At 67.5% G+C, this 18,181-nt stretch carries 16 protein-coding genes; 6 read left to right on the top strand and 10 right to left on the bottom strand.

Annotated elements, in window-relative coordinates:
* Window positions 1-17: 17 nt before the first annotated feature.
* Window positions 18-1,523, bottom strand: a complete 1,506-nt coding sequence (locus A3OM_RS24775; RefSeq protein WP_018044063.1) for a calcium-binding protein — start codon at window positions 1,521-1,523, stop codon at window positions 18-20.
* Between the two features lie 258 nt (window positions 1,524-1,781).
* Between A3OM_RS24775 and A3OM_RS0112300 the strand changes: the two genes are divergently transcribed.
* Window positions 1,782-3,482 carry a lysine--tRNA ligase gene (locus A3OM_RS0112300; RefSeq protein WP_026175983.1) on the top strand — a complete coding sequence of 567 codons (1,701 nt, stop codon included), beginning with the start codon at window positions 1,782-1,784 and terminating at the stop codon, window positions 3,480-3,482.
* A 16-nt stretch (window positions 3,483-3,498) separates the two neighbouring features.
* On the opposite strand, the gene A3OM_RS0112295 is transcribed toward A3OM_RS0112300, so the two are convergent.
* The 9 genes from A3OM_RS0112295 to A3OM_RS0112250 form a co-directional block, all read right to left on the bottom strand.
* Window positions 3,499-3,747 carry a type II toxin-antitoxin system RelE/ParE family toxin gene (locus A3OM_RS0112295; protein WP_245257788.1) on the bottom strand — a complete coding sequence of 83 codons (249 nt, stop codon included), beginning with the start codon at window positions 3,745-3,747 and terminating at the stop codon, window positions 3,499-3,501.
* A 65-nt stretch (window positions 3,748-3,812) separates the two neighbouring features.
* The gene (locus A3OM_RS0112290) at window positions 3,813-4,064 is read right to left on the bottom strand and encodes a type II toxin-antitoxin system ParD family antitoxin (RefSeq protein WP_018044060.1); all 252 of its coding nucleotides are present in this window, start codon (window positions 4,062-4,064) and stop codon (window positions 3,813-3,815) included.
* Window positions 4,065-4,180: 116 nt separating this feature from the next.
* A complete protein-coding gene (locus A3OM_RS0112285) occupies window positions 4,181-5,041 on the bottom strand; it encodes an SDR family oxidoreductase (RefSeq protein WP_018044059.1) in 861 nt (286 codons plus the stop codon).
* 46 nt (window positions 5,042-5,087) lie between these two features.
* Window positions 5,088-5,267 carry a DUF1328 domain-containing protein gene (locus A3OM_RS0112280; protein WP_018044058.1) on the bottom strand — a complete coding sequence of 60 codons (180 nt, stop codon included), beginning with the start codon at window positions 5,265-5,267 and terminating at the stop codon, window positions 5,088-5,090.
* 48 nt (window positions 5,268-5,315) lie between these two features.
* Window positions 5,316-6,686: a chloride channel protein gene (locus A3OM_RS23930; protein WP_051074321.1), complete on the bottom strand. Its 1,371-nt coding sequence runs from the start codon at window positions 6,684-6,686 to the stop codon at window positions 5,316-5,318.
* Window positions 6,687-6,958: 272 nt separating this feature from the next.
* On the bottom strand, window positions 6,959-8,377 hold the full coding sequence (locus tag A3OM_RS0112270; protein ID WP_018044056.1) for a deoxyribodipyrimidine photo-lyase: 1,419 nt from the start codon (window positions 8,375-8,377) through the stop codon (window positions 6,959-6,961).
* A 439-nt stretch (window positions 8,378-8,816) separates the two neighbouring features.
* Window positions 8,817-9,914, bottom strand: a complete 1,098-nt coding sequence (gene dctP / locus A3OM_RS0112265) for a TRAP transporter substrate-binding protein DctP (RefSeq protein WP_018044055.1) — start codon at window positions 9,912-9,914, stop codon at window positions 8,817-8,819.
* Between the two features lie 121 nt (window positions 9,915-10,035).
* Entirely contained in the window at window positions 10,036-11,127 is a 1,092-nt protein-coding gene (locus A3OM_RS0112260) for a branched-chain amino acid ABC transporter substrate-binding protein (RefSeq protein WP_018044054.1), read from the bottom strand.
* A 277-nt stretch (window positions 11,128-11,404) separates the two neighbouring features.
* Window positions 11,405-12,574, bottom strand: coding sequence for a polysaccharide biosynthesis/export family protein (locus A3OM_RS0112250; RefSeq protein ID WP_018044052.1), 1,170 nt, complete (start codon window positions 12,572-12,574; stop codon window positions 11,405-11,407).
* Between the two features lie 371 nt (window positions 12,575-12,945).
* Between A3OM_RS0112250 and A3OM_RS0112245 the strand changes: the two genes are divergently transcribed.
* The 5 genes from A3OM_RS0112245 (at window position 12,946) to A3OM_RS0112225 (ending at window position 18,074) form a co-directional block, all read left to right on the top strand.
* Window positions 12,946-14,166, top strand: coding sequence for a hypothetical protein (locus tag A3OM_RS0112245; RefSeq protein WP_018044051.1), 1,221 nt, complete (start codon window positions 12,946-12,948; stop codon window positions 14,164-14,166).
* A 41-nt stretch (window positions 14,167-14,207) separates the two neighbouring features.
* Window positions 14,208-14,720 (top strand): gluconokinase, encoded by a 513-nt coding sequence (locus A3OM_RS0112240; RefSeq protein WP_051074406.1) that lies wholly within the window; start codon window positions 14,208-14,210, stop codon window positions 14,718-14,720.
* Entirely contained in the window at window positions 14,717-15,544 is an 828-nt protein-coding gene (locus A3OM_RS0112235; RefSeq protein ID WP_157196480.1) for a Cof-type HAD-IIB family hydrolase, read from the top strand. Before A3OM_RS0112240 ends, A3OM_RS0112235 begins: the two co-directional genes overlap by 4 nt.
* Window positions 15,545-15,771: 227 nt before the next feature.
* Window positions 15,772-16,683 (top strand): transglycosylase SLT domain-containing protein, encoded by a 912-nt coding sequence (locus A3OM_RS0112230; protein WP_018044048.1) that lies wholly within the window; start codon window positions 15,772-15,774, stop codon window positions 16,681-16,683.
* Window positions 16,684-17,117: 434 nt separating this feature from the next.
* Entirely contained in the window at window positions 17,118-18,074 is a 957-nt protein-coding gene (locus tag A3OM_RS0112225) for a helix-turn-helix transcriptional regulator (RefSeq protein WP_081612664.1), read from the top strand.
* Window positions 18,075-18,181: the final 107 nt, after the last annotated feature.

The raw sequence follows: 18,181 nt of genomic DNA, 5'->3' as shown, positions 1-18,181 counted from the left end.
CCGACTCGCGAACCCGCTCAGATGATGAAATCCGCTTCGCCGAGCGCCGAAGCGGCGACGTCGTGCAGGATGATGCGGTGGTCGATGCCGGTATAGTTCGCGAAGGTGACGAGGGTGTCGTCTCCGCCGTGGACCGACGTGATGACGACATCGTCGAAATTCGTCGTCAGCGGCACCACGTTCAGCTTGTCCCTGCCGAGCTCGAACTCGTGGATTTCGGTGCGGCCCTTGTCCGACCGGAAGATGAACTGGTCCTTGCCCACACCACCGAGGACGGTGTTGTCGCCGCTCCAGGCGTCGATCCGGTCGCCGCCGCTTCCCGCCCTGATGCGATCGTCCCCGGCGGTGCCGACGATCTTGCCGTGATCGCCCGCGACGCTCTGCGAGATGATCGACGTTCCGAGAGTGACATCCCTCATGTCGATGGACCCGTCGCTGCGGACGGCCACCTTCTCGATGCCCGAGAAGGTCTCGTCGCTGAGATGGATCGTCTCGAGATACGGGTTCACCTCCACGATCAGGACGTCCCGTCCCGCGCCACCGTCGACCTCGACGGGCGTGGACGAGACGATCAGGCGGTCGTTGCCGTTGTTGCCATAGAGCCTGTCGGCGCCGCCATTGCCGTCGAGGGTGTTGTCCTTGCCGTCGCCCGCGAGCCGGTCGCCGTAGAGGCTGCCCGTCACGTTGGCGATGTCGTAGAGCGTGTCCTCGTTCGCATCGCCGCCGCTGACCTGATAGTTGCGGAAGAGATCGATCGTGACCCCGGACGAGGAATGCTCGTAGCTCGCGGTGTCGATCCCGCCGCCGCCGCGGATGGCATCCGCGCCTGCGCCGCCTTCGATGAGATCGTCGCCGCCGCCGCCATCGATGCTGTCATCCCCGGCGCCACCGTCGACGGCATCGTCGCCGCCGCCACCGCCGATGACGTCCTTCCCAGCGCCGCCCTCGATACGATTGGCGCGGCCGTCTCCCGTGAGCACATCGCCGAAGCGGGTGCCGCGCACGTTCGCAATGCTCGACAGAGTATCCTCGTCGCCGGTGGGAACTGTGTAGGCCCGGGAATCCTCCAGATACACCTCGATGCTGTATTGGGCGTGCTCGTAGCTCACCGTATCGGAGCCGGTGCCACCCTTGATGACGTTGTCGCCCTCGCCGCCCTCGAACACGTCGTTGCCGCCGCCGCCGCGGAGGGTGTCGTCGCCGCTTCCGCCCCGGAGCACATCCCCGAACGTGCCACCGGTCAGGCTCAGCGATGCCGTGTTGTCGGACAGGTCGAGGAAGACCGCGTAACGGTCGCTCGTCAGGGCGGCGTAGCCCCCCGGGACGGGCCGCGCGGCATCGGTGAAGGTCGCGCCGCCATCGTCGAGGGCGCCGGTGTCGTTCAGGATGAAGCGGCCCTGACCGTCGGGGCCGAAGGCGTGGCTGCTGGCCGGCCCGGCATAGGAGGCGAGGGGGTTGCGATCCAGGCGGATGGTCTTGGCGGAATCGTAGTCGTCGTCGAGGGTGAAGGAAACGGATGCCATCGGGGTCGCCTTTCCGCTGCATATGCCGGGATCGGGCCGCGGCACGGTTCCCGCCCGTCTCGATCGTCGCCAGGGTCAGGGATGCCCGCTTGCATAAGGCGCCGAGGATTAAAGCCGGGTTTCACGCGAAGTCCGCTCCCGCCTCGCCTTGCCTCGCCCCTCCGCGTTGACCCTCCCCGGCCCGCTCCCTAGGGTGCCGGGCCGCATCCGGCCGGCTGCGGCCTTCCTGTTTCTCCTCACAGAACTGACGCTGTTCCCATGTCCCCCCCGCCTGCTTCGTCTCCCCTCACCCTCGACCCCGCCCTCGTGGAAGCCGCCGCCAGCGCGGCAGCATGGCCGTTCGAGGAGGCGCGCAAGCTCGTGGCGCGGCTGGAGCGCAAGCCGAAATCGGAAGTGCTGTTCGAGACCGGATACGGGCCGTCGGGCCTGCCGCATATCGGGACGTTCGGCGAGGTGGCCCGCACCTCCATGGTGCGCCACGCCTTCCGCGTGCTCACCAACGACAGCGTGCCGACCCGCCTCATCGCCTTCTCGGACGACATGGACGGCCTGCGCAAGGTGCCGGACAACGTGCCGAACAAGGAGATCCTGATCCCGGCGCTGAACCAGCCGCTCACCCGCGTGCCCGATCCGTTCGGCACGCATGACAGCTTCGGCGCCCACAACAATGCCGAGCTGCGCCGCTTCCTCGACGCGTTCGGGTTCGATTACGAGTTCCGCTCGGCCACCGAATGCTACAAGGCCGGCCTGTTCGACACGGCCCTGCTCACGGTGCTCGACCGCTACGAGGCCGTGATGGCGATCATGCTGCCGTCGCTCCGGGCCGAGCGTTCGGCGAGCTACTCGCCGTTCCTGCCGCTGCACCCGGAGACCGGGGAGGTGATGCAGGTTTCCATCGACGAGGTGCGGGTCTCCGCCGGCACCCTGGTCTGGCGCGATCCGAAGACCGGCACCGCCTACGAGACCCCGGTCACCGGCGGCCACGCCAAGCTGCAATGGAAGCCCGATTGGGCCATGCGCTGGGTGGCGCTCGGCGTCGATTACGAGATGGCCGGCAAGGACCTGATCGATTCGGTGAAGCTGTCGGGCGAGATCGCCCGCGCGCTGGGTGGCGAACCGCCGGAGGGATTCAACTACGAGCTCTTCCTCGACAAGGAGGGCAAGAAGATCTCGAAGTCGAAGGGCAACGGCCTGTCCATCGACGACTGGCTCGTCTACGGCACTGCCGACAGTCTCGCCCTGTTCATGTACAACAAGCCGCGCGAGGCCAAGCGCCTGTTCGTGGAGATGATCCCGCGTCAGGTCGACGATTACCTGAACTTCCTCGAGAAGTTCCCCGGTCAGGAGCCGGCGCAGCAACTCGGCAACCCGGTCTGGCACCTGCATGCGGGCCATCCGCCGGCGGCCGAAGCCGTGGGCAAGGGCGGCTCGCTGAACTTCGCCATGCTCCTCAACCTCGCGGCGGTGGCCAATACCGAGGACCCGGCGGTGCTGTGGGGCTTCATTCGCCGCTACGACCCGGAGATCGGGCCACAGACCCATCCGGTCCTCGACAAGCTCGTGGGCCATGCGCTCGCCTATTTCCGCGACCTCGTGCGTCCGGCCAAGACCTACCGGACGGCGACGGAGGAGGAGAGGGCGGCGCTGGCCGACCTGTCGCTGACGCTGGACGCCCACAAGGGCTCCACCGATCCGGAGGGGCTGCAGGCCGTGGTCTACGAGGTCGGGCGGCGGCACTTCCCCGACCTGTCCGGCAAGGCGAAGAGCCCGGACGGACGGCCCGGCGTGTCGCAGGCCTGGTTCACCACCATCTACAACGTGCTGTTCGGCGAGGCACGCGGACCGCGCTTCGGCTCGTTCATCGCGCTCTACGGCGTGGCGGAGACGCAGGCACTGATCGAGAAGGCCCTGTCCGGCGCGTTCGTGCCGGCCTCGTCCGAGACAGCCTCTCTCGCATGAACCTCGACCTCACCGATCATTCGCTGGTAGGATGATCGGTGAGGTGAGGACCGGGATCCCGGCTGGAATGCAGGATCGCGACGATTTCCACCGTTCCGGCATCATAGCGGAAGAAGATCACGTAATTTTCGCAAGGAAAGCTGCGGAGGTTGCTGTGCAATTCCGGACGTGCCCGACCGAGCCGCCCCGGGAGCGTCGCCAATCGATGGCATTGCCGGCGAAGTCGCGCAACGAATCCCTGCGCGGTGGCGAGGCTGCCACTCATTTCCGTGACGTGGACGAGGATATCGACGAGGTTTGTTCGCGCGAAGGCGAGGAACCGAACCTTGCTCACTCCCCATAGCCCAGAGCCTTGAGTTCCGCGCTCTTTGCCGCGAGCGCGGCATCGATCTCATCCTCGCTCGCGTCGCCGCCTGCCTCAACGGCCTCGCTCAAGGTCCGACGCAGGGCCTGGAGTTTCACCTCGCGCTCTTCGACGAGGCGAAGGCCTTCGCGAACCACCTCGCTCGCCGAGCCATAGCGGCCATCCTGCACGATGCGGGAGATGAACCCTTCCCACCGGTCGCCAACAGATACGTTCATGCCATCCTCGCCTCTCAATCGACGCGACGAATAACATAGACAGTGCATTTTTTGATATGGAAACGGATTGAGAAGGGGCCGACATCAGGCGATCCCACCGGCGGGCGGCCGTCGCCCTATTCTGCCCGTCCGAGCTGCCGCAGGCTCAGCGCCCAAACCCGTTCCTGAAGCGCCTGATCGCGACCGTGGCGTGAGGTCGGCACGGGGCGGCGCTTCGAAAAATACAGGCCGGTGACGCCGTCCACCTCAGGCGAGGTCGCCAGATGCAGCGAGGTCGCCGCCCCATCGGCCGGGTTGCCGAGGAAGGGCCGGATCAACGACCAACTGACGCCGAACCATCCTCCGGTGCCGCCGGCGAACCCGCTGGCGATCACGCCGGGATGGAGGGAGTTCGCGGTGACACCCGTGCCGGCGAGGCGACGGGCGAGGGCGGCGGTGAACAGCACGTTCCCGAGCTTGGCCTGGGAATAGGCTTTCCACGTGCCGTAGCGGCGCGCCCCGTCGATGTCCTCGAGATCGATCCGGCCGCGCTTATGCGCCATCGACGCGACGTTGACGATGCGGGCGGGCGCGCTCGCCTTCATCAGGTCGAGGAGGTCCAGGGTCAGTTGCATGTAGGCGAGATGGTCGAGCGCCCAGGTCCGCTCCAGGCCATCCACCGTGAGGCGCCGGGCATCGAAGACGGCCCCGGCATTGTTCACCAGCACGTCGAGGCGCGGGTAGAGCGCCCGCACCTCGGCGGAGAGACGCCGGATCTCCGCCTGTGAGGACAGGTCGGCGAGAAACACGTCGATGACGGCCCCCGGCACCGCGTCGCCGATGCGGGACGCCGTCGCGTCGGTTCGGCCGGCATCCCGGCCGACGATCCCGACACGGGCCCCCGCCCGTGCCAGGCCCAGGGCCGTCTCGTAGCCGATGCCCGAGGTGGCGCCGGTCACGAGACAGATCTTGCCGGGGATGGGTGCGGCGTTCGCCATGGACGTCACGAACTCCCGCAGGCCCGGTTCCCGATCGGATGACCGCTTAGAAGACCGCCTGGCCGACAGCCAGGGCGAGCACCACGATCACGATGGCGATCACTAGGAACACACCGAACAGGATGCGCGACAGGGAGCGCGCGCCCGAGGCGATGCCGGTGAAGCCGAGGCCGCCCGCCAGGAGCGAGATGACGAAACAGATGAGGGCCCATTTGAGAAGGGTCATACGCGCAAAACTCCAGCGTGCGGAACGACCGATAACCCTCCTGTCGGGTCAAGCGTTCCGCTCAAGCTTGTGCGGCGTCGCGATGACGGGCGCGGCACTGGATTCGGCCTTCTCCAGGATGGTGGCGGCCAGCGCGTGATAGAGCCCTTCGCGGCAGATCAGCTTGGAGACCGCATCGGCGATGAGGGCGGTGACCATGAGTGGGATCATCATCGCATGGTCCTGGGTCATCTCGGTGACGATGACGAAGGCGGTGATCGGCGCCTGCAGGGTACCGGTGAGGTAGGCGGTCATGCCGATGAGCACGAGCGCGCCGATGGGCACGTCCGCGAACAGGCCGTGAAGCCAGACGCCCATCCCCGCCCCGACGCTGAGGGAGGGGGCGAACAGGCCACCGGGAATGCCGCTGATGGAGGAGAACACCGTCGCGAGGAATTTCAGCGGGGCATAGGCCGGATGCCCGGTATCGGTGCCGTGGAGCATGGCGCGGGCCTCCTCGTAGCCGGTGCCGTAGACCGTGCCGCCGGAGGCGAGACCGCAGAGGGCGACGCCGAGCCCGCAGAGGGCACCGAAGACGATGGGGTGGCGGCGGATGGCGGCGCCGATCCGGCCGGGCATTCCCCTGGCGAAGAGGAGGGTGACGCGGCCGAACAGGCCGCCCGCGATGCCCCCGACCACGCCGAGGATCGCCACGGCGAGCCATCCCGGCCCGAAGGGCAGGGCGGCCTTGGTGGTGCCGAAATACGTGTAGTCGCCCTGGATCGCGAGTGCGGTCAGCCCGGCCGCGATGACGGTGGCGACGATGAGGCCGCTGGTGCGCGCCTCGTAGGTCCGGCTCAGTTCCTCGATGCCGAAGACGATGCCGGCGATGGGCGTGTTGAAGGCAGCGGCGACTCCCGCCGCGCCACCGGCGAGGATGACACCCGGCAGGCGCTCCGCGTCGAGCCGGCCAACGGCCGCCATGATCGCGGCCCCCACCTGGACCGTCGGCCCCTCGCGCCCCGTCGAGGCGCCGCAGACGAGGCCGAGGGTCATGACCAGGATCTTGCCGAACGCGGTCTTCAGGGAGACCAGGGCGTTGCGGATCGCCGGGTCCTCCGTATGGCGCGCGGCGATCACCTGGGGGATCCCCGAGCCTTGCGAATTCGGAAATACCCGGATGGCGAGCAGGATCGCGATGGCGAAGCCGAGCGGCGTCAGAACCAGGGCGACGAGGGGGGAGGGCGAAACGATCCAGCGGAACGCCTCGTGCGCCCAATCCGCGAGCTTTGCCATCGCCACCGCGGCGAGCCCGACGCAGAGGCCCCCGAACAGGAACAGCAGGCGCTGCCGCCACAGGGGCGCCGCATCGGAGGCCGCGCCGCGCAAGCGGTCCAGTCGCCTGCGCGGCGGAGGGGAGGCGGGAGCGGGGTCAAGCATGATCGCCGGCCTCAGCGGGCGATCGATCGTCGGATGGGCGACACGTCCGTGAACCGACCCCGTCTTTCCGGGGCTGCGCGGCAGAGCCCGGATTCCAGAACCAGAGGTCGATCGTCATTCTGCTCCACCGGCGGTTCTGGATTCCGGGCTCATCGACGGCGTTCCGGAAGGGCTGGAAGGACTATGAGCGTGTAGGGCGCTTGTGCCGGTACGAACTCAAAACTTGAGGACACTCGCCAAGCAAGGCCCGCGACGCAAGGCGCATACCGCCCTCAGCTCTTCTTGCCCGTTGTCCGTCCCGCCTTCTCCTCGGCTTGGCAGAGTTCGCGGACGGTCTTGAGATAGGCTTTGGCGTCAAACTTCCGGAGCGAGTTCTCGCTCTGGTAGCGCACCGTCCCGAAGATCGGACGGCGCGCCCAGGGACGGTCGTGCAGGCCGTAGACCCAGGCGACGTTGGTGAAGGAATTGGCGTCGCGCCCGTCGAGAAAGTAGCGGTTGTTGAGGCGCAGGGTGCGCTGGAACCCTTCCTCCGCACTCGGGGACCATTCGAGGATCTTCTTGCCCCAGTACATGCGCAGGTGATTGTGCATGTAGCCGGTCATCCGCATCTCGGCCTGGGCGGCGTTCCAGTATTCGTCGTGGGTCTTGCCCTCGGCGAGCTCGGCCTCGGTGTAGAGCGTGGGCCGCTCGTCATCGGCGTGTTCGGCCAGGGCCTTGCGCGCCCAATCCGGCACCGCGTGCTCGAAACTGTCGTAGCGCTCCGTGTAGTTCACATGGTTCATGGCGAGCTCCCGCCGCACCACCAGTTCCTCGAGATAGGAGGCCTTGTCCTCCGACGCCCCCGCCTTCGAGGCCCGTACCGCCAGGGCGATCTCCACCGGCGAGATCTGCCCGAAATGCAGGTAGGGGCTCATATGCGAGGCGGCCCCCGCTTCGGGCCGGTTGCGGTCGCTGCCATAAGAGCGGAACGGCCCGGCGAGATAGGCCTTGAGGCGCCGGCGCGCTTCCGTCTCGCCACCGGTGAAGCGCGTCACCGGGGCGACCTCGCGGTCGAGGCTCATCCCCGCCAGCACGTCCTCGGGGTCCGAGACGTCGATCTCGCTCTTCGGCAGGCCGCGCCCGGCCTTGTGCTTCACGGCACGGGGTTTGAGCTCCTCCACATACTCGTCGAGGAGCTTCAGGATCTTGGGACGAAGGGTACGGGCCGCGTATTCGTGCTTCGGGGAGGCGGCCTCCACCGGAACCACCACGTCTCCCTCCACCTGGACGACGCGGGTCTTCACCGCCTCCACGATCTCCCCGTACCAGCGCTTCTGGATCGCGAGGTAGCCCCGGTCGAGGACGAGGAGGGCCGCCTTTGCCGAGAGGTCGATGGCGATCTCGGCCGGCGAGACCTTGCGCATCACGAAATGGATGCCGCGCGCCTCCAGCCCTGCCTTCGCGTCGGCGAGTCCCTGCAGCAGGAAGGCGTAGTGGCGCGCATTGGCTTCGGGAAACCCGTTGGCCCCGTCGAGAAGTCCGAAGCAGACGACGACGGGAAGGCCGAGCCGGTTGGCCTCCTCGATGGCCAGTTCGAGCGCCGGGTTGAAATGGGCCCTGTTCGCCTGCTGCAGCAGATAGAGGACGTAGGATCCGTCCGCATCCGGTTCGAAGTCGTTCAGTTCCCGAACCCGCTTCGCCTGTATCGCCATCGTGTGAGACCGCCCCGCCACCGTCGAAGTTTATGCCCCCGCCAGGCGGGAATCAGGAATTATCAATCTCGCAAGCTGGCCGTCAGGGAGACGGCTGCACTAGAATTCGCGATCGCGCGGGCAATGCAGATGGGGCGTCTCCCATCGCGGTCATTGCCTCCGGAGGCGGAGGGGTGAGGAAAGACTGATCTGACCTTGCCCCGCGACATTTTCGACACATAAGAATTAGGAAGTGCGGCCTCACACGAAAACGCATGGCGCCGTTGCACGAACGACCTTGCAATTCCGTGCGGGACGATCAGATTGTGCATTGCGGGAACGCGATGGCGTCGCGGTCCTGCTGCCCTTCTTGGGCGTTTCCTCCCTAGACTTCGGGCCGCTCTTCGGAGCGGCCTTTTTTCTGTCCGCAGCCCTTCATCACCCGTCGGCCACGCAGTGCTCATCCCCGAGCGCGCGCTCGGATCATGAAATTGTCGTAGGTGTACTCCGCCACCTGGAACCAGAGGTATTCCTCGTTCCGGAACGTCTTCATCGCCTCGTAGATGCGCTTGAAATCGGCGTTCTTGGCCGAGATCTCGGCATGGACATCGTTGGAATGCTTCAGGGCCGTCTCCATGACGTCCTGGGGGAAGGGCCGCAGCTGTGCACCGGCGGCCACCAGACGGCGCAGGGCGCGGGGGTTGCGCGCATCGTATTTCGCCAGGACCTCGGCATGGGCCTGCGTGGCTGCGGCCTGCAGGATCGCGCGATAGACCTTCGGCAGGGCCTTCCACGCCTCGGCGCCGATCCAGAAATGCAGCATCGCGCTGCCCTCCCAGAATCCGGGGTAATGGTAGGTCGGCGCCACCTTCTGCAATCCGAGCTTTTCGTCGTCGTAGGGGCCGATCCATTCGGCCGCATCGAGGGCCTTCGATTCGAGGCCGGCATAGATCTCCGGCCCGGGCGTCGTCTGGGGCACCGCGCCGAACTTCGCCAGAACCTGACCACCGAGACCCGCGATGCGGATCTTCATGCCCTGGAGGTCGGCGGCGCTCTTCACCTCGCGGCGGAACCAGCCGCCCATCTGGGCACCGGTATTGCCGCCGGGAAGGCTCACGAGACCGTGCTTGGCGAAGACCTCCGCGAACAGGTCGGCCGCGCCGCCCTGGAGCCACCATGCATTCTGGCCGCGGGCATTGAGGCCGAAGGGAAGGGCGGAGGCGAGAGCGAAGGTCGGGTCCTTGCCGCTGCCGAGGGTGGCCGGCGCATGCCCCATCTCCACCGTCGCGGCCGACACCGCGTCGATCACGCCCTCGGCCGGCACCGGCTCGCCCGGCGGAAGCACCTGGATCTGGAAACGACCATCCGTCGCCTCGGCCACGAGACGCGCGAGCGTCTCCGGCGCACCGAACAGGACATCGAGGGATTTCGGGTAGTGGGAGGCCAGCCGCCAGCGAGTCTCGGGCATCGTCTCGGCTCTGGCCGCCCCCATCGACAGGGCGGCGGCACCGCCCAATCCGGCGGCGAGCAGGCTGCGGCGCGCTGGGTGTGAGGCCATGACAACTCGCTTCAAAAACTCGCTTCCCCCGTCTCTCGGTCCGTTCACGAACGGGGCAGGAGGCAAATCGATCCGATATTCCTTCGCGCGCCGTCGTTTCCGCTTCGCTGGCCGGTTTCCGTCAGGGAGGAGGCGCGTAGGTGAAGGTCCCGTCCTTCCAGACATAGAGCACGTAGCCCTGTGCGGTGACGTCGCCCTTGCCGTCGAAGCCGACCGAACCGAGGACGAGATCGAACCGCTCCGTGTGCAGGGCGGAGGCGATGCGGCGCGCATCCGTGCTGCGGGCGAAGTTCCCCGCCTCCACCAGGGCCTGGAGAGCGGCGTAGCCATAGATCGTCGAGCCCTCCACGTCGCCGCCCTGCGCCTTGAGCGCCTGGACCACGGCGGCCGCCTCCGGCTTGCGGCGCGGATCGAGATAGAAGGTCATCAGCACGCCGTTGCTGGCCGGTCCCGCCGCGGTGGCGAAATCCTGCGTGGCGATGGCGGAGGTGCCGAACCATTGCGGCCGGAAGCCCCGCTCGGCCGATATCCGCACGAGGCGGCCCATCTCCTGGGCGTCCCCGCCATAATAGGCCACCGCGATCCCCGCCTCCTTCAGCCGGTCGGCGAGGGCCGCATCGTCCGCGTCGCTGGCGACGAAGGCGGTCGCCAGGGCTTCGTTGATGCCGATCCGGTTGAGATTGTCCTTGGTGGCGGCGGCGAGCGCCCGGGAGCCGGGGCTCTGGTCGTTGAGGATGGCGATCTTCTTGTCTCGGAAGCGCTCGGCCAGCACCGTGGCCGAGAGCTTGGCCTGATCGTCGTCGCGCCCGCAGACCCGGAACACGTTCGCCAGGCCGCGATCGGTGAGCTTGGCGGCGACGGACGCCGCGGTGACCATGGTCATGCCGTTGGCGGCATAGACTTCCGAGGCGGCGAGCGAGGCGTTGGAACAGACATGGCCGACGACGAGGCGCACGTCGCTCAGGGCGTAGTGCTTGGCCACCGCCACGGCCTTGTTGGAATCGCAGGCATCGTCCTGGACATCGAGCTGGATGGTCTGGCCGGCGAGGCCGCCCTTGGCGTTGGCGTCCCGCACGGCGGCGCGGACCCCGCGAAGGACCTGCTCGCCGACGGCGACATACGCGCCCGATTGCGGCACCGCCACGCCGACCGTGACATCGGCTCGGGCGGAGGAAACGACGGAGAGGACGATCAGGAACCCGGAAGCGAGCATGCTCGGCGCGCCGCCCGTCCGCCCCGGCAGGGACCTCCGAACGCCCCCGCTCGCCGGCCCGAAGAAGCGGGCCACCCGTCTCATCCTCATGTCGCCCCGCCCCAACGCCCGTCCGGCCCACTGAAAGACAAGCGAGCCCCGCGAGTGCCCCCAGGCCCTCGTGGCATCGCGGATGCCGTGCGGCAAGGCCAGCGAGAACGCAAGTACCCCGGCCCTTCGGCCCGACCCGGCGGCTCCATCGAAGGGCCTATCCCGATCCGTGAGGATCGGGACGGCTTCAGTCAAACGCGCTGCCCACGCGGACGCCGGTCGTGATCGGCTGAGACGCGGCGGCGAAGACGGACAGGACCTTTTTGATCTCAGTGAACGGCGCATTCGAGACGTAGATCATGTCGCGGTTGCGCATGCGGAAGGCCTGGGTGAGGAACAGGCTGTTCGGATCGCGCATGTCGACCCGGTAGACCACGGGGACCAGCGGCGTTCCGAGAAGGGGGCTTCCCGGCTTCAGGCGACGGACCACCGCCGCCGGCTCGAAGCGGAAGATGAAGGTCCCGGTCGGGTCGGCATCGGCATCGCGCTGACCGCGCGCCTTGGCCAGTGCCTGCGCCAGGGTGATGCCCTCGGCCTGGAACGGGATTTCGGTCGCCTGCCCCAGCGCGCCCACCGCCAGGAAGGTCTGGGGATCGCGCACCAGGGTGAGGTTGTCGTTGGGGCGCAGGTAAATGTTTTCCTTGGGGTTCGACACCACGGTGGTCAGCGGAACCGTCGCCGTCGTGCCGCCCCGCGAAAGGCGCACGAAGGTCTCGTTGACGGGCGTCTTGACCCCGCCCGCGGTGGCGATGACGTCGAGAATGCGATCGCCCTGAGTGCCGAGCGGGACGCGGGCGCCGCCGATGGATTCACCACCGACCGTCACCGATTGCGAAACAGGCCGGGTCACGGTGACGATCACCTGAGGCTGGATCGCCTTGCCGGCGAGCTCGGTCTCGATCAGCGACTGGACGTCCTGCGTCCGCCGTCCGGCCACCTGGATGCGGCCGGCATAGGGCACCGAGATCGCGCCGTCGCGCGAGACGATCTGCTCGGGCAGCTGTGCCGCCTTCGAGCCGGCGGAGAACGAATTGACCGTGAGTGGGCCGGAGAACAGGCCGCCCGAACCGGCTTCGAACACCGAAACGGAGACGGCATCGCCGACGCCGATCACGGATTCGGCCGGAGCGCGACGATCGCCGAAGGACGCGAACAGGCTATCGAGGGAGCGCCCGCGCAGGGCCTCGACCACGGCGGAGTTCATGTCGATGAATTCGTAGCGGGCGAAGGTTCCTTCGCTCGTCGCCTGATCCGCGCCGTCGACGACGGCCGAGGTCGACGGACCGGCGGCGGGCAGGAAGGCGCCGCATCCCGACACCGAAAGCGTGGTGATAAGGACGATAGGCAGAGTGCGCATGCAGTTTCGCCTGTCGGTTTCTCTCATCCGCTGCCTAAACCAAAGCCTTGTCACTGTCCGTGGCGGGTTGGACACAGTGCCGTCCCGTCGGGACGCGTGCAACGGATCGTCCCCGATACCCACATGCAGGCCTTCTGGACTTGCCGTCGTGGCTCCGCAACGGACGACGTACGGGGCTAATTGGCCGCATCCGCCTCGTCTTGCTGCCGAAATCGCTCGACGCTGGGCGGATCGGCATGCGAATTTCCCGACTTACGAGCAGGGGGCACCTGCGAGGACAGCCGAGCAGGATGCCTTTGTCTGACACGATCCCCGACCGCCCTCCCGGAGCGCGCGCCGCACGGACCCACGATGACGGCGCACGAGGCCCGGTGCGGCGCCGGCACGTCTTCTATGTGCCGGGCTACGATCCGGAAGGGCGCACCCGCTACCGCATGCTGTTCGTGCGGGAGCTGACGCTCCATGCCAAGAGGTTCGGTGAGCCCAAGCGCCGCCCCGGACGCGCGGTCATGGGAGCGGACGGGCTTTCCCAGCGCTGGACCGTGGCCGCCGAACCGGAGGTCGGCGGAGCGGAGACGAGCTACGACGTCCTGCTCTGGGACGACATCGTGCTCAAGGACTTCGCCCGCTGGCGCATCGTCAGCGTCCTCTTGCTGTTCGCCGGCAGCCTCCAGGCCATCGTCTCGGGCATGGCGGTCAAGTTCTACCGGCTGAACTGGAAATACGGCAACGTCATCCTCTATCCGCTCGGCCTGATCCTCCTCCTCACCCTCGTGAGCGGCCTGATCGCGCATCAGATCCATGCTCATCTGGGCGACGGATTCGGGCACAGCCTGCAATGGCCGGCCTGGGTGACGGTGCCGCTGGGCCTCGCGGCCGGCCTCGTCTGGATCAAGTCCCTCGATGTCCTGCTTGAACGCGCGTTCTTCTGGCAATTGCTCAACGACTGGGTCTTCAACTGGCAGCACGGCCAGGGCTGGCGGCGCGACTACGAAACCCGCGTCGACGCCTTCGCCGCCCTGGTGGTGGACCGCCTCGCGGCATTCCGGGCGGAGGGCACCGAGCTCGACGAAGTGCTCATCCTCGGCCATTCGACCGGCGCGCTCACGGCGGTGGAAGTCGCCGCCCGCGTGCTCGCCGCCGATCCGGTGATCGGCACGGAAACGACGGCCTTCTCCTTGCTGACCCTCGGCTCGGGCCTGCCCATCGTAGCATTGCAGAAGGAGGCGCGCCGGGTGCAATCGGACATCGCGAGCCTCGTCGTCTCGGAGCGGATCGTCTGGGTCGATTATTATGCCCCCCAGGACTGGATGAACTTCCCCGATTTCGATCCGGTGGAGCGCCTGCCCCTCGACCTCGGCGGCCGCCCCCCGCGCAACCCGCTGGTGCGCTCGGCCAAGTTCCGTGAGATCATCGACCCGGAGACCTACCTCAAGGTGCGATGGCGGCCGTTCCGGATGCATTTCCAGTTTCTCTTCGCCAACGATCGTCGCGGCGAGTACGATTTCTTCGCCATGGCGCTCGGTCCACAGCGCCTGGGGGAGCGGGTGACCGGACCCCGGATCGACGCCGCCACGGCGACCAGGCCTTGAGCGCGGAACCGGAGACGGGGCTGCCCCGAATCATCATCGTGATGGGCGTCTCGGGCTCGGGCAAGAGCACGGTCGCCGGCTTGCTGGCCGAGCGCCTCGGGTGGGATTTCGTCGATGGCGACGCGTTCCACAGCCCGGAACACGTGGCCAGGATGCGGGACGGCCACGCCCTCGACGATGCCGACCGCGCCCCCTGGCTGGCAGCGATGGCGGCCTGGATCGGCACCCGCCTCGAGACCGGCAAACCGGGCGTTCTCGCGTGCTCGGCCCTCAAGCGGGCCTATCGCGATGCGCTCATCCAGGGCCGGGCGGGCATTCGCATCGTCTATCTCGACGGCGACCGCGACCTGATCGCGGCCCGCATCGCCCGCCGGACCGGCCACTTCATGCCGGCCGCCCTCCTCGACAGCCAATTCGCCACGCTCGAACCGCCGCGTCCGGAGGAGGGGGCGCTGGCGGTGCCGATCGTCGGCAGCGCGGAGGCCATCGTGGCAACGATCCTGGACCGATCGGGTTTGCGGCCCGACGATCCCGTCAGACAGGACACGGCATGATGGCGGACCCTCCCTCCGGCGACCGGACGATCGCCTTCGTGATCTCCGACGTGGACGGAACCCTCGTCACCTCCGACAAGAGCCTGACACAGCGCAGCCGGGATGCGGTCCGGCGGCTCGACGCGGCCGGTATCGGCTTCACCATCGCGTCCGCCCGGCCGCCGATGGGGCTCACGTCTCTGATCGCCGACCTCGGCCTGCGTCATCCGATCGGCGCCTTCAACGGCAGCACCCTGCTCGCCCCGGATGGGCACATCCTCGCCGAACATCTCATCCCGGAAGAGACGGCCCGGCAGGCCGTGCGGCTCCTCGACGGGTTCGGTCTCGATATCTGGGTGTTCGCGCGGGGGCAGTGGAACCTGCGCGACCCCCATGGGTCCTACACCGATCTCGAACGCCGGACCCTCCAGGCCGAGCCCACCCGTGTCGAGGATCTCGGGCCCCTCCTCGTGGGCGCATCGAAGATCGTCGGCGTCAGCGCCGATACCGATCATCTGGCCGCATGTGAGAGCCGGGTCTCCGAGGCGCTGGGACACGGCGCCGACATCCATCGCTCGCAGGCCTATTATCTCGACGTGACGCCGTACGGGCGGGGCAAGGGGACGTTCGTCGACGAGATCGCCCGTCGCCTCGGGATTCCCCGCGCGCGGATCGCGACCCTGGGCGACGCCGCCAACGACGTGGCGATGTTCGCGCGCAGCGGGTTCTCGGTGGCCATGGGCAATGCGACGGAGGCCGTGAAACGGGCCGCGTCGGCGGTCACGTCGGGAAATGACGACGACGGGTTCGCAAATGCGGTGGATGAATTTCTCTTGACGCGTTGACGGGCAAACTCCGCCGATCCTCGTCCCGTACAGCCCAGCTCCTTGGCATCGTTCGCGAATCTTTCGGACCGATGCGGGGGCTCGCGTTCCGCGCCTGTGCCATGTGCGCCACAGCACGCGGAGAAACGGCTCCGCTTCCCCGCAATCATGGCAGTGGAGCCGCCTTCCGGCCTCAATTGGCCTCGACCCTGAGCGCCAGATCAAGAACGACGCCACCGGGTTTCCGAATGAATCAGCGCCTTCTGCTCCTCGCCGTGGTTGCGGCCGTCCTGCCGGGTCCCGTTCTCGGCCAGGGAACCCCGGCCCGCGACAACATCGATGCGCTGATCGAGGAGCAGGCAAAGGCAAACGGCGTCCCGGCGAGCTTCGTCCACCAGGTCGTCAAGCGGGAAAGCAACTACAATCCCAACGCGAAGGGCGGCAGCGCCCTCGGCCTGATGCAGATCAAGCATGCGACCGCACGCGGCATGGGATATCGTGGGGATGCGGCCGGTCTCTACGATCCGAAGATCAATCTCCGCTATGGCATTGCCTATCTCGCCGGCGCCTATCGCACCGCCAAGGGCAACACCCACCAAGCCTATACGTATTACAACCGGGGCTATTACTACGCCGGAAAGCGCCAGGGCACCCTGGTCGCCGGTCTCGAGGACACCACGGCCGCCTCGCCGCAATCGAGCGCGGCCTTCAGCGACGTGTTCACCCGTGGCTTCGGCACGCAGCGCAAGGCGCAGCCCGATGCGAACGTCACCGCTGCCGGAACGGCCCTGGCCTATGCTCCGAGCCTGACCACACCGCCCGTGCCGACCGAGCTGGTGGAAGTCCCGCTGCCGCCGCGCCGCCCGGCCGCCTTGTCCGGCCTCGCGCCCGCCGTGGCGGAGATCGGCCCCGCCCATGCGCCGGCCATTACCCCCCAGGCCACGGCTTTGGCCGCCCTGTCGGTCAATCCGGCAATGCCGCAGCCCGCCGCCGTTACGGCCGCCGCCGAATTCTCCGTGACGGAGAAAGTGGAAGTGCCGCTGCCGCCGCGTCGGCCATCGGCCATCGTCCTCGCCTCAGTCGGACGGCCGATCGTGGCCAAGAAGGCGCCGACCCCCGGTACGATCATGGAAGCCTCGGCTCTTCCGCCGAGCCAGTAGGTTCCCAAGGGTTCTCTGCCCCCGACGCATCGCCTCACCGGGCCGGTCGATCCTCCCCACCCGAACCGGCTGTGTGTCTCAGACCCAGACAAGCGAATATCGTTTTTCGAAACCACGCCACGCAAAAGCTCCCTCGGCCACGCTGATTGCGGCAAAGCCAACACATGTTTCGCTTGCGTATGACGCAAGCCCACATCACATGGTGCAGTGCGGCATTCAGAGACCACGGCCTTGCAAGATCGGGCTTCCAACGTGAAGCGCGAAGTGCAAGTCTTGGACATCAAGCCCAACGCCGACGATAGTGAAGCGTAGTCGCGAGCCTGATCTTGGTCGAACGACCACGGAACAAAGGACCGCGACCGGCGCTCGGGAGCCCGCTGCAATCGATCTCGCCAGCACGATCTTCGTGCCGAGTGAGGATCGCGTGGCGGGATATGGTGAGGTCATCAGCCTCCGGGACGGTCAGGTCCGGGACGCGAACACGGAAGACGGACGACGGCATGGCCGGCGCGGCTGAACAAGAATCGATTTTCCTGGCCGAACTCGGTCGGCGTGTCAGGCACGCGCGGACGGTGCGTGGCCTTTCACGAAAACTCCTCTCCCAAACCTCGGGGCTGTCGGAGCGCTACATCGCCCAGCTCGAGAGCGGGCAGGGCAACGTCTCGATCATCCTGCTGCGCCGTGTGGCGGATGCGATGGGCGTGCGGCTCGACGACATGATCACCGTGCAGGACACCCCGCCGGACTGGCACGTGATCCGCGATCTCCTCGCGACCGCATCGGCGGAACAGATCACGCTGGCGAAGGGCATCCTGTCCGGCCACGCCACGGCCAACGGCGAGACCCCGATGCCGCGGGTGGCCCTGGTCGGCCTGCGCGGAGCGGGGAAATCGACCCTCGGCCGCCGGGTGGCCGAACGCCTGGGCTGGACCTTCATTGAGCTCAACGCCGAGATCGAGCGCGAGAACGCGCTGTCCGTGAAGGAAATATTCGCGATCTATGGCCAGGAGGGGTATCGCCGCCTCGAACAGGCCGCCCTGCGGCGGCTGACCGAACATCCCGGCCCGATGATCCTCGCCACGAGCGGAGGCATCGTCGCCGAGCCCCTGACATACGACCTCCTCCTCCAGGCCTTCTTCACGGTCTGGCTTCGGGCCAAGCCCGAGGAGCACATGCAGCGCGTGCGCGACCAGGGAAAACTCGCCACCACGGGGGATCATGCCTCGGCCATGCAGGAGCTGCGCGCCGTGCTGCTCAGCCGCGAGCCACTCTATGCCCGTGCCCCGGCGGTGGTGGACACATCCGACGTCGCCTTGGAAGAGATGATCGACCGGCTCGCCGCCGTGATCGACGCGCGTTTCGGATCGGCGGATTACCGGCGCAGTGCCTGACCGGCCTTCGGTACGGGCGGGAACCCCTTGATACCGGGGATGCCTTTCCCCACGCTATGGGGAGAGCCCGAGGGAACGGAGTGCTCCGTCCGCCCTTGACCTCGGGG

Source organism: Methylobacterium sp. 88A (assembly GCF_000376345.1).
Taxonomy (GTDB): Bacteria; Pseudomonadota; Alphaproteobacteria; order Rhizobiales; family Beijerinckiaceae; genus Methylobacterium; species Methylobacterium bullatum.
Note: the sequence above shows the minus strand (reverse complement) of the source record. Positions and strands in the feature narration are given on the sequence as shown.